The sequence below is a fragment of the Sphingorhabdus sp. genome, from assembly GCF_044354325.1.
Taxonomy (GTDB): domain Bacteria; phylum Pseudomonadota; class Alphaproteobacteria; order Sphingomonadales; family Sphingomonadaceae; genus Sphingorhabdus_B.
This window is the reverse complement of sequence record NZ_JBILAF010000075.1, coordinates 1-10484: the sequence shown is the minus strand read 5'-3', so window position 1 is coordinate 10484 and position 10484 is coordinate 1. Positions and strand designations below refer to the sequence as shown.

Sequence of the window (10484 nt, the reverse complement as noted above, 5' to 3'; positions counted from 1 at the left end):
CCTTTCCCCTGTTGCACGTCAGGCGATGGGCGGATAAGGACCAATGCCAGCGACGTACCCGCAACCCATGCACTGTTATGCCAAGGATAGCCTATATGAAATTTGCCGCCAAAGTCCTGACCTTCGGCATTGTCGCAGCAACCTTGGCCGGTTGTTCGCGCGAAGGCGACCTTGATATCGGTGCCGGTGTAGGCGTGAACGTCACACGCTCGGGTTGCCCTGCGGTCGCCGTTCCTGATGGCACAGGCGACATAACCTTGTTCAACCCGGCCGACAGCCAAGATGCGAGCGCAATTGACGTTGTCGCGTCGATCACGAATATCCGCCCGACGTGCAACGACAGTGGCGAGAAGATTTTTTCACAAGCCAGTTTTGATGTTCAGGCGCGGCGCAGCGATACGCAAGGCAGCCGGACCGTGACTTTGCCCTATTTCACCACCGTGGTGCAGGGCAACAGCGCCGTTATCGCCAAGCGCGTGGGCCAAGTGACCCTGCAATTTGCCGACGGCCAGCAGCGGGCATCCGCCAGCGCGCAAGCCGGAAGCTATATCGACAAGGCATCGGCCAGCCTGCCGGCCGAAATCGTTCAAAAAATTACCAAGAAGCGCAAGCCGGGTGACCCCGATGCGGCGCTTGACCCCATGGCGGACCCTGAAGTGCGCGCGGCGGTCGTCCGATCAAGCTTTGAAATGCTTGTCGGTTTCCAGCTGACCGAAGATCAGCTGCGGTATAATGTAACGCGTTGATACGCGTTTTTTTCAAGGCACGAAGATGACCCTTTTTGAACAATATGCAGCGCATGTCGATCATGCGCTGGACGCACTTGTTGCCAGCAAGACCCTGCCATCGGGCATTGATCGCTCTAATGTGACGGTCGAACCGCCGCGCGATCCATCGCATGGCGACATATCGACCAACGCGGCGATGGTGCTCGCCAAACCCGCTGGGCTTAATCCGCGCCAATTGGCCGAAGCCTTGTCGGCGGAGTTGGCAAAGGTTTCTGGCGTGACGGCTGTCGAAATCGCTGGGCCGGGCTTTCTAAATTTGCGGTTGGATGCATCGGCATGGCTCGACGAACTGCGCGCGATTGCGCAGGCTGGCGATGATTATGGGCGCTCGCACCGTGGTGACGGCAAATCGGTCAATATCGAATATGTCTCCGCCAACCCGACGGGGCCAATGCATATGGGGCATTGCCGCGGCGCTGTGGTGGGCGATGCGCTTGCCGCATTGATGGAGTTCGCAGGCTACCGTGTCGTGCGCGAATATTATATCAACGACGCCGGTGGTCAGGTCGACGTTTTGGCGCGGTCGGCGCATTTGCGGTATCGCGAGGCATTGGGCGAGACCATCGAGATCGCCGAAGGGCTTTACCCCGGCGACTATCTGATCCCGGTTGGCCAGCATCTCGCCGAGCGTTTTGGCGACCAATATGTCGCCCAGCCAGAGGCAGAATGGCTTGCGCTGTTCCGCAAAGCTGCGGTTGCCGAGATGATGGACATGATCAAGGCCGACCTTGCCTTGCTTGGCATTCATCATGACCTGTTTTCATCCGAAGCCGAGCTGCATGAAGCAGGCAAGGCGGACATTGCCGAGCGCGAACTGCGCGCGCGTGGCCTTGTCTATGACGGCGAATTGGAAAAGCCAAAGGGCAAGGAAATCGAAGATTGGGAGCCGGTTACGCTTCCCTTGTTCCGGTCGACGCAATTTGGTGATGACCAAGACCGACCAATCAAGAAATCCAACGGCAGCTGGACCTATTTCGGCGCTGACCTCGCTTATCATTTCCAGAAAAGTCAGGGCGTTGACGCCATGATCGACATTTGGGGCGCGGATCATGCGGGTACCGTCAAGCGCATCAAGGCGGCGGTCAACGCGCTGACCGATGGCAAAGTCGATTTCGATATCAAGCTTGTGCAAATGGTGCGCCTGCTGCGCGGCGGTGAGCCCGTGAAAATGTCCAAACGGTCGGGCAGCTTTGTCACGCTCGCCGATGTCATTGAAGAAGTCGGCAAGGATGTCGTCCGCTTCACGATGCTGACGCGCAAATCCGATGCGCAGATGGACTTTGACTTTGCCAAGGTGGTCGAAGCGTCGAAGGACAATCCGGTATTCTATGTGCAATATGCGCATGCGCGTATTGCCTCGACACTGCGCAAGGCAGAGGGCGAGGGCTTGGGCGTCGACGGATCGGAACTCGCATTGTTAGGCGACGCTGAAATCGGCCTTATTCGCGAAGCCGCAAACTTCCCGCGTATTGTCGAAGCATCCGCCAAATCGGGTGAACCACACCGTATTGCATTTTATCTCAATGACTTGGCGGCGGCATTCCATGCGTATTGGAACTTGGGCAATGACCAGCCGGACAAGCGCTTCATATTGGCACAGGACCCGGCGCTAACCGGCGCAAGGCTTTTCATGGCGACCAATATCGGGCAAGTTCTGCGCAATGGTTTGCGCCTGATGGGCGTCGAGGCCGCTTACAATATGTAGCAATTGGGGGACCGGCATGAACAACACCAACAATAATGGACTGAATCTCAACGATCCCGATCGTCTGCCCTGGTTGGAAACCGCTGACGGTTACGAATATGTTGAAAGTACATCCCCGCTGCGGATGACGGTGATGTTGCTTGCCGGGCTTGTCTTGCTCGCAGCGATTATTGGCGCGATCTATTGGCTGCAGCGTAACCAGATCGGCGGCGCGAATGGCAATGGCCAACTGATTGCCGCACCCGCAGGCGCCTATAAGGTCAAGCCTCAGGACGCCGGTGGCAAAAGATTTGAAGGTGAGGGCGACTCCGCCTTTGCCGCGAGTGAAGGCACCAAAACCGGCGCGACATTGGTTCCCGCCGCAAAAGTCGCGGCCACCGCTCCGCCTGCTGCCATGGCATCGGCTCCAGTGGCGGCACCAGCACCGTCTGCTGCACCAACTGCTGGCACAGTCATGGTGCAACTCGGCGCGTTTGGCGATTCTGCCAAGGCTGACGCGGCTTGGGCTGCGCTGAACAAACGCTTTGGCTTTTTGGCCGGAATGAACCGCAAAATCGCGGAAACCAATGTCGAAGGTGGCCGCAAGGTTTTCCGGCTTCAGGCCGTGACCGCGAATTCATCCGAAGCGCAGCAATTGTGCGCAAAGCTGAAGGTAGCGGGCGAAAACTGCCTGATCGTGCGGTAGCGGCGTCGCGGTTGTAAAGTTTCCATTTGCAACTTATGCCGACCGCACGCTTCAAGGAGAAGAACATGCCTGCATTATATGACGTCGCCATTCCCGCTTTCATCCGCGGCCTGAAAAACCTGTCCAACATGCTCGAAAAGGGCAGCGCCTTTGCGGCGGAGCAAGGCATGCCCCTGTCCGACTTGCTTGATGCGCGCTTGATCGACGATATGGCACCGCTCACGCGTCAGGTTCAGATGGTGACCGATACGGCAAAGTTCGTCGCGGTCCGCGTCGGCCAAGTGGCAAATACGCCATGGGCTGATGATGAAGTCAGCTACGCCGATGTGCAAGGCCGCGTGGCCAAGGCGATTGCGTTTCTGGAAGCCGCATCGCCCGATGGTTTTGAAGGCCGCGAAGACGCGAAAGTCGTGCTCACCACGCCAAGTGGTGACATACCCTTCACGGGCAATAGCTACGTCCACGGCTTTGCCATTCCCAATTTCTTCTTCCATCTCAGCATGGCCTATGCGTTGCTGCGGATGAAGGGCGTGCCTGTGGGTAAGCTCGATTTCCTTGGGGCAATCCGTTAATTATACACAGCTTTGGGCCAAAGCGCCGCTGCTCCATGCTTGCCTTGGGGGCACGGCGGCCCTAGCTTGCGCGCTATGAAGCCCGTGATATTTGGCCTTTCGGGCCTGACCCTGACTGATGATGAAAAACGCCTGTTTCGCGATGTCGAACCGGCGGGCTACATCCTGTTCAAACGCAATATACAGGACCGCGATCAGGTGCGCGCGCTGACCGACAGCCTGCGAACCTTGCATGGCCGCGATGATGTGCCTGTCCTGATTGATCAGGAAGGCGGCCGCGTCGCGCGTATGCGTCCGCCGGTTTGGCCCGACTTTCCTGCTGGCGGGGCGTTTGACGCGCTGTACGATTTGGCACCCATGACCGCGATTGAGGCTGCGCGTTGCAATGCCGAAGCGATTGCGCTGTCGCTCAACGAAGTGGGCATTAACGTCGATTGCTTGCCCGTGCTGGATGTCCGCGTGCCCGAAACGCATTCGGCCATCGGTGACCGCGCGCTGGGCAGCGAACCGATGCGCGTTGCCGCACTTGGCCGCGCGATCCTCGATGGCCTTGCAAAGGGCGGCGTCATTGGGGTCGTCAAACATATGCCGGGGCAGGGCCGCGCCAGCGTCGATACCCACCATGACCTGCCGCATGTCACCGCCAGCGCGGCAGAGCTTGAACAAGACCTCGCGCCATTTCGCGCGCTTAACGACGCCGCGATGGGCATGACCGGGCATGTGGTTTATGATGTGTGGGACGATCAGCACACGGCAACCATGTCGCCTTATGTGCTGAATGATATCATCCGCCAGAATATCGGCTTTGACGGCCTGTTGATGAGTGATGATCTCGATATGAACGCGCTTCAAGGCGACGTGGCGACACGCGCGCTGCGCTGTGTTGAGGCCGGATGCGACATCGCGCTCAACTGCTGGGGCCGGTTGGACGAAATGCGTGCGATTGCGGACATGTTGCCCGAAATCACCGCAGCGGCGCGGGCGCGGCTGGACCGCGCGATGGCCTTGCCTGTCCCGGCGTTTGATGCCGACCGACTGGCTTATTTGCTCGACAAGCGGGATCAGCTGCTCGCGCTTGCGGACACAAGTGCGAAGCTGACCGGTGGAGCAACGGGCGCGGCATGACCGGGCAATTGCTCTTTGATGAAGAGCAAGAGGCGCTCCGCACGGCGAGCGTTCCCGAACCCAATGTCCTGACCATCGATATTGACGGATGGGAAGGTCCGCTTGACCTGTTGCTGGCACTCGCGCGCAACCAAAAGGTCGATTTGCGCCAACTGTCGATCCTTGCCTTGGTCGAACAATATCTGGTCTTCATTGATGAGGCCCGCGCGCTGAAGCTGGAGCTTGCGGCGGATTATCTGGTGATGGCGGCGTGGCTCGCCTATCTTAAATCCGCACTGCTGCTGCCCAAGGACCCGACGATTGACCCGTCGCCAGAGGAGCTTGCGCTGCGCCTGCAATTGCGCCTTGAGCGGTTGAACGCGATGCGCGAAAGCGGGGCGCGGTTGATGGCGCGGGACCGGGTGGGGCGCGATATCTTTCTGCGCGGCAATCCCGAAGGCTTGCGCGTGGTCAAGGCGCGGGCGTGGGAATGCGACTATTTCGAACTCATCACCGCTTATGGCCAGGTAAAGGCGCGCACCCAGCCAGTGATGCATGTCGTGAAAAAACGGCAGGTTATGACACTGGAAGAAGCGCTGGAGCGGGTATCCGCGATGATTGGCCGCGCGGTCGATTGGACGTCTATTGAGGCGTTTCTGCCCATCCATGCCGAACCTGCGCTGCGCAAATCCGCGCTCGCCTCCAGTTTTGTGGCCGCGCTGGAGCTCGCGAAACGCGGCGCTGTTGATTTGCAGCAAGAGGCGACATTTGCGCCATTGTTGTTAAGGGTAAAAGCATGACGATAATAAGCGACCCCCATGTTCGCGCGGTCGAGGCGACCTTATTCGCCAGTGACCAGCCCATGACCGTTGAACAGATTCGCGGCTATGTCGGCGACGATGTCGATATCGCCGATGCGCTGGCGCAGCTTGAGGCGCATTATGCCGGACGCGGGATCGAATTGGTCCAGCGTGGCAAAGCGTGGCATTTTCAAACAGCAGCCGATCTTGCCTATGTTTTGCGCCGCGAACGCGAAGAAAGCCGCAAGCTCAGCCGAGCGGCGGTCGAAACATTGGCGATCATCGCCTATCACGAACCTGTGAGCCGTGCGGAGATTGAGGCCATTCGCGGCGTGCAGATTTCGAAGGGCACGCTGGATGTGTTGATGGAGGCGGGCTGGGTCCGGCCAGCGGGTCGGCGCGATGTGCCCGGCCGCCCATTGATTTACGCAACAACCGCCGGATTTCTGGCGCATTTCAGCCTCGCCAGTCGCAAGGATTTGCCGGGAATTGAGGATTTGAAAGCCGCCGGACTGCTCGATCCGATCGACACCGCAATGGGCGATATGCATTTTGCGGGCGAAGAAAGTGACAGCGAACTGGAAATTGACGAAAACAACGCCTAGATAGGGTGTGATAGCTGCGCGATCACGGTCGCAATTTTCGGGGCGAACCCCGGTAGGAGTTTGAAATGGGCGGTTTTAGCATCTGGCACTGGCTGATTGTCGGCATTTTGGTTTTGCTCTTGTTCGGCAAGGGCCGTTTTTCCGACATGATGGGCGACGTTGCCAAGGGCATTAAGAGCTTCAAAAAAGGCATGAGCGAAGACGACGACGCGCCAAAGGCTCCGCCACAGATCGGTTCCACGACCGTTGTCGATGCCGAAAAGCAGACCGATAAAACCCAATAATCTTGGGGCAGTATCCACACTGACCATGACACGCCATCCGATAAGGTTGGCGTCGTTACGGCCCGCCGGATTGGCCAATTGAATGTTTGACATCGCGTCTTCCGAACTGTTGCTTGTCGTCCTTGTGGCGTTGCTGGTCATTGGCCCAAAGGATTTGCCAAAGGCGTTGCGCGTCGTTGGCAAATGGGTGGGCAAGGCCCGCGGTGTCGCGGCGCATTTCCGTTCCGGCTTTGACGAAATGGTGCGTCAGTCCGAACTCGAAGAATTAGAGAAAAAGTGGAAAGCGGAAAACGAACGCATCATGCGTGAACACCCCGCCGATCCGCGCGCCGATGTCCTTGGCGATGATGCTGCGCCTGTTACCGCAACCGACGGTCAGCCCGAATTGCCGATGGATCCGCCCCCTGCAGAAACGGCACCCAAGGCATGAACGAAATTGATGACAGCAAAATGCCGTTGCTCGATCATTTGATTGAGCTGCGCAGCCGTCTGCTCTGGAGCTTTCTTGCGCTCGCCATCGCCTTTGGTGTCAGCCTGTATTTTGCGCGGCCCATTTTCGGATTTCTGGTGCAGCCATTGCTCGAGTCCGGTCAAAAGACGCTGATCTACACCGCGATTTTTGAAGCGTTTTTCGTCGAGATAAAGGTCGCGTTTTTCGCCGCCAGCTTCTTCTCTTTCCCCGTATTTGCAACACAGCTGTGGCGGTTTGTCGCGCCGGGATTGTATAATAAGGAAAAGCGTGCGTTTCTGCCGTTTTTACTGGCAACGCCGGTGCTGTTCATCCTTGGCGCATCGATGGCCTATTATATGGCGATACCCGTTGCGCTTGAATATCTGTTGGGTTTCGGCGGAAATGTGGGCGGCGTGCAGCAACAGGCGCTGCCGGGCGTCGACAATTATCTCAGCTTTGTGATGAAGTTCATTTTTGGCTTTGGCATTTCGTTTCTGTTGCCCGTGCTGCTGATGCTGTTGGAACGCGCAGGGATTGTGACGCTGGAACAGCTTAAGGGCGCGCGCCGTTATGCGATTGTCGGCGCATTTGCCATCGCCGCGGTGCTGACGCCGCCGGACGTTGTCTCGCAACTGCTGCTCGCCATTCCTTTGTGTATATTGTTTGAAATGGCGCTCGTCGCCATCTGGTTCACCCGCCGCCGCCGCGCCAAAGCCGAAGCGGCTGAAGAGGCGACACAATAAGTTGCAAAAACAACTTTCCTACAAATAACCATATCGGTTATTCGAGTCGCGTCATGCAGGCGGCGGTCCGGAACGCTGGTCGGGATGACGGGAACGCTGGCGGGGAAACCTGTTGGCACGGTCGGCGCGATAGGGTGCGTGCTTCAGCCTGAAAAAAGGGCCTGTTGCATCAAGCTCTGAACAGCGCGAACATGGTTGGATGTGGCGGGAAACCGTCCTGGCCGTGCGGACAGCCTTTGGGGGTTTACGAACCTTTCCCCCGATGGACAGCATGCCAGCCAATAAAGGCGGCCCGGGGGCAATAGCCTGATGGAACAAGCGGGCCTTAATCAACCAACACCATCAGCCGGAAGCACGCACCAGCGCTTCCGCGCCGGCCGTCCCTCTTTTGCACGCAGCATGGCCGCGTCCGGTTTTTGTAGGAAATAATCTTGCCGATGTTGGAAAGATTATCCCGTTGTCAGGTGGCGCGGTCGCCCGCTTCGCCGACCGATTCAATATCTTCGCCCACGCCTTTGACCGTGTTGCAGGCCGCAGCCAGCAAGGAAGCCGAAAGCAGGATGATCGTTGCAAATTTGCGCATAACATTCTCCATCATCGCGTCTGACACTGCAGACTCCCAGATAGAACGTGGCATGCGGCGCTATGTTCCGGTTGCGCGCTTACGGCCGCGCGCTTGGCGTTAAAAGCTGATGCGCGCGGACAAACGGAAATCGCGACCGGACAGCGGAACAAAATCTTTCGTGAAGGATGCCGACCGGCGGGCGACAACGTCGAAAATATTGTTCGCAGATGCAATCAGCGATATGTTGCGGTCGCTGCCAAATGGACGCCATGTCGCGGTCGCATTGACCAAAGTGAAGCCATCGGTCGCGGTTTCGAACGGCGCTGTTTTTGTCTGGGCATCGCTCCATTCAACTTCCCCGCGCAGATCAAGACGGGTGCCGTTCAACTCCACGCCGCCCAACACACGCAAAGGCGGGATGCGCGGGACATTGCCTGCACCGCCCGAAATTTTGGCCCGCGTATAATCGGCAACGGCATCAACCTTCAGATCAACATCGCCAAAGCGCGCGACATTTTGCGATCCCTGAAACTCGACGCCCCAAACCTTGGCATCGTTCTGAAAATATTGGAACACGGGCAGGGCGTCTTCAACGGCGCCTGTTTCCGCTTCGTAAATGAAATTGTCGAAGCGGTTGCTGTACAGCGTCAGGTTGAATGCGGTGTCCGCCGTGTCATAACGCGCATACAGCTCGCCATTCCACGCGCGCTCGCTCTTCAGCAACGGGTCGCCGACTTCAAATGCCTGCGTTGCGATATGCGGACCGTTGGAAAACAACTCCTCGACCGCTGGTGCGCGGCCCGTGCGTGACAGGTTTGCGCCGATCTTCAAATCGCCGATATGGTACCCAACGCCAAAGGCGGCAGAGACATTGTTGAACGACCGGCTGATACCCTTTGTGTCCGCGCGCAGCTCGGCGGTGTCAAAACGCAGCGCGACTTCGGCGTCGAGATTTCCGGCGGTGAATTCCTGCAAGGTGAACAATCCAAATTGCTGGCTCTTATTTGGCGGGACGAATGCTTCCGCACCAATCGCGTCCAGATTGCGGGATTGATATTGCGCACCGCTCGCGCCGCGCCAGCCACCACGATCATTTTGGATAAATTCAGCGCGGGCCTCAATCCCCTTGCTGTTGAAAATGGTGCCGATCTCGTCACCTTCAAATTCGGTGTGGCTGTAATTGGCATAGCCAGCGCGCAGGCGCAGCTGTTCAAACAGGCCATCGCCCAAATCCAATTCGCCGCGGACATCGAAACGATATTGCCACATGCCAATGGTTACAGGCGCTTCTTCTTCGCCGCCCTCGCCATCGGCATGAGCGTGCCCACTGCCGGGGCGGGCAGGGATGCCGTAATTGGTGTCATAAATGCTGTAGGACAGGCCGATATTGCCGCCATCGTCGATGAAGGCGATGCCGCCCGCTGCGGTCCAGCTTTTCACCGCGCTGTTGGGAATGCGGCCGCTTTGGTCGGCCAGTTCAAGCGCTTCGGCGGCCTCTTCGAGATTGCCTTCGCTGGTTTCTTCCGCCGCGAAATCCAACACCTCGGCGCGCAAGGTAGGCGCAAGGATATATCCGCCGGTGCGGAGATCGTCGCTGTTGCGATAGCTGCCATCCAGATGGACGACGACCCGGTCCGTCAGCGGCACATCAACCGATGCTCCGCCGGACCAATCGCGCGCCGCGCTGCCATAGCCCGCAAGCGCATCGACATGCACAGCTTCATCGGGGATCGCACGCGGAATGCGCTTGTCGAGCGCGTTGACCGCGCCGCCCACGGCTTGGCCGCCAAATAAAAGGACAGCCGGACCCCGGAGCACTTCGATACGCTCAACGGTCAGTGTATCAATCGTGACCGCATGGTCGGCAGAGGTGTTGGACGCGTCAATATTGCCAATGCCGTCGGTGAGCACGGCGACGCGGTTGCCCTGATATCCGCGCAGCACAGGGCGCGATGCGCCGGGGGAAAAGCTGGTTGCCGATACGCCGGGCAGGCTGGAAAGAATGTCACCCAATTGCGCGCGGGTTTTCTCGGCCAGAACGTCCCCTGACACCGCCGAGGTTCCGGACAGAATATCGAGCCGCTCGACATAAGGCGCGGTGACAACGATTTCTTCGGCATTGTGAAAATCATCTGTTTGCGACGCTGCTTCTGATGCGCCGGTGCTGCCGGTCTGCTGGGCA

General features: G+C 58.4%; 12 protein-coding genes. 10 read left to right on the top strand and 2 right to left on the bottom strand.

Going from position 1 to position 10484, the window contains the following annotated elements; all coding sequences use genetic code 11:
- Positions 1-95 precede the first annotated feature (95 nt).
- From ACIQ0G_RS07775 to tatC, 10 genes are all read left to right on the top strand, one after another.
- Positions 96-746 carry a hypothetical protein gene (locus ACIQ0G_RS07775; RefSeq protein WP_397577412.1) on the top strand — a complete coding sequence of 217 codons (651 nt, stop codon included), beginning with the start codon at positions 96-98 and terminating at the stop codon, positions 744-746.
- Positions 747-771: 25 nt separating this feature from the next.
- Complete coding sequence (gene argS, locus ACIQ0G_RS07770) at positions 772-2493, top strand: arginine--tRNA ligase (protein ID WP_397577411.1); 1722 nt, start codon at positions 772-774, stop codon at positions 2491-2493.
- A 16-nt stretch (positions 2494-2509) separates the two neighbouring features.
- A complete protein-coding gene (locus ACIQ0G_RS07765; RefSeq protein WP_397577410.1) occupies positions 2510-3178 on the top strand; it encodes an SPOR domain-containing protein in 669 nt (222 codons plus the stop codon).
- A 65-nt stretch (positions 3179-3243) separates the two neighbouring features.
- Positions 3244-3750, top strand: coding sequence for a DUF1993 domain-containing protein (locus ACIQ0G_RS07760; protein ID WP_397577409.1), 507 nt, complete (start codon positions 3244-3246; stop codon positions 3748-3750).
- Between the two features lie 75 nt (positions 3751-3825).
- Complete coding sequence (gene nagZ, locus ACIQ0G_RS07755) at positions 3826-4875, top strand: beta-N-acetylhexosaminidase (protein ID WP_397577408.1); 1050 nt, start codon at positions 3826-3828, stop codon at positions 4873-4875.
- Positions 4872-5654 (top strand): segregation and condensation protein A, encoded by a 783-nt coding sequence (locus tag ACIQ0G_RS07750; RefSeq protein ID WP_397577407.1) that lies wholly within the window; start codon positions 4872-4874, stop codon positions 5652-5654. Before nagZ ends, ACIQ0G_RS07750 begins: the two co-directional genes overlap by 4 nt.
- Positions 5651-6259, top strand: a complete 609-nt coding sequence (scpB, locus tag ACIQ0G_RS07745; protein ID WP_397577406.1) for an SMC-Scp complex subunit ScpB — start codon at positions 5651-5653, stop codon at positions 6257-6259. Before ACIQ0G_RS07750 ends, scpB begins: the two co-directional genes overlap by 4 nt.
- 65 nt (positions 6260-6324) lie before the next feature.
- Complete coding sequence (locus ACIQ0G_RS07740) at positions 6325-6543, top strand: twin-arginine translocase TatA/TatE family subunit (RefSeq protein ID WP_183941305.1); 219 nt, start codon at positions 6325-6327, stop codon at positions 6541-6543.
- 82 nt (positions 6544-6625) lie between these two features.
- The gene (tatB, locus tag ACIQ0G_RS07735; protein WP_397577405.1) at positions 6626-6973 is read left to right on the top strand and encodes a Sec-independent protein translocase protein TatB; all 348 of its coding nucleotides are present in this window, start codon (positions 6626-6628) and stop codon (positions 6971-6973) included.
- Positions 6970-7737, top strand: coding sequence for a twin-arginine translocase subunit TatC (gene tatC, locus ACIQ0G_RS07730; protein WP_397577404.1), 768 nt, complete (start codon positions 6970-6972; stop codon positions 7735-7737). Before tatB ends, tatC begins: the two co-directional genes overlap by 4 nt.
- Before the next feature lie 460 nt (positions 7738-8197).
- Here tatC and ACIQ0G_RS07725 read toward each other — a convergent pair whose 3' ends face one another.
- Both ACIQ0G_RS07725 and ACIQ0G_RS07720 read right to left on the bottom strand, forming a co-directional pair.
- Positions 8198-8320, bottom strand: a complete 123-nt coding sequence (locus ACIQ0G_RS07725; protein WP_397577403.1) for an entericidin A/B family lipoprotein — start codon at positions 8318-8320, stop codon at positions 8198-8200.
- A 99-nt stretch (positions 8321-8419) separates the two neighbouring features.
- Positions 8420-10484, bottom strand: a 2065-nt coding sequence (locus ACIQ0G_RS07720; RefSeq protein ID WP_397577402.1) for a TonB-dependent receptor, incomplete at its 5' end; no start/stop codon positions are given.

What these genes read in the sequence shown, in the direction of transcription:
- ACIQ0G_RS07775 (WP_397577412.1), top strand. Translation starts at nt 96, where the DNA reads ATGAAATTTGCCGCCAAAGTCCTGACCTTCGGCATTGTCGCAGCAACC.
- argS (WP_397577411.1), top strand. Translation starts at nt 772, where the DNA reads ATGACCCTTTTTGAACAATATGCAGCGCATGTCGATCATGCGCTGGAC.
- ACIQ0G_RS07765 (WP_397577410.1), top strand. Translation starts at nt 2,510, where the DNA reads ATGAACAACACCAACAATAATGGACTGAATCTCAACGATCCCGATCGT.
- ACIQ0G_RS07760 (WP_397577409.1), top strand. Translation starts at nt 3,244, where the DNA reads ATGCCTGCATTATATGACGTCGCCATTCCCGCTTTCATCCGCGGCCTG.
- nagZ (WP_397577408.1), top strand. Translation starts at nt 3,826, where the DNA reads ATGAAGCCCGTGATATTTGGCCTTTCGGGCCTGACCCTGACTGATGAT.
- ACIQ0G_RS07750 (WP_397577407.1), top strand. Translation starts at nt 4,872, where the DNA reads ATGACCGGGCAATTGCTCTTTGATGAAGAGCAAGAGGCGCTCCGCACG.
- scpB (WP_397577406.1), top strand. Translation starts at nt 5,651, where the DNA reads ATGACGATAATAAGCGACCCCCATGTTCGCGCGGTCGAGGCGACCTTA.
- ACIQ0G_RS07740 (WP_183941305.1), top strand. Translation starts at nt 6,325, where the DNA reads ATGGGCGGTTTTAGCATCTGGCACTGGCTGATTGTCGGCATTTTGGTT.
- tatB (WP_397577405.1), top strand. Translation starts at nt 6,626, where the DNA reads ATGTTTGACATCGCGTCTTCCGAACTGTTGCTTGTCGTCCTTGTGGCG.
- tatC (WP_397577404.1), top strand. Translation starts at nt 6,970, where the DNA reads ATGAACGAAATTGATGACAGCAAAATGCCGTTGCTCGATCATTTGATT.
- ACIQ0G_RS07725 (WP_397577403.1), bottom strand. Translation starts at nt 8,320, where the DNA reads ATGCGCAAATTTGCAACGATCATCCTGCTTTCGGCTTCCTTGCTGGCT.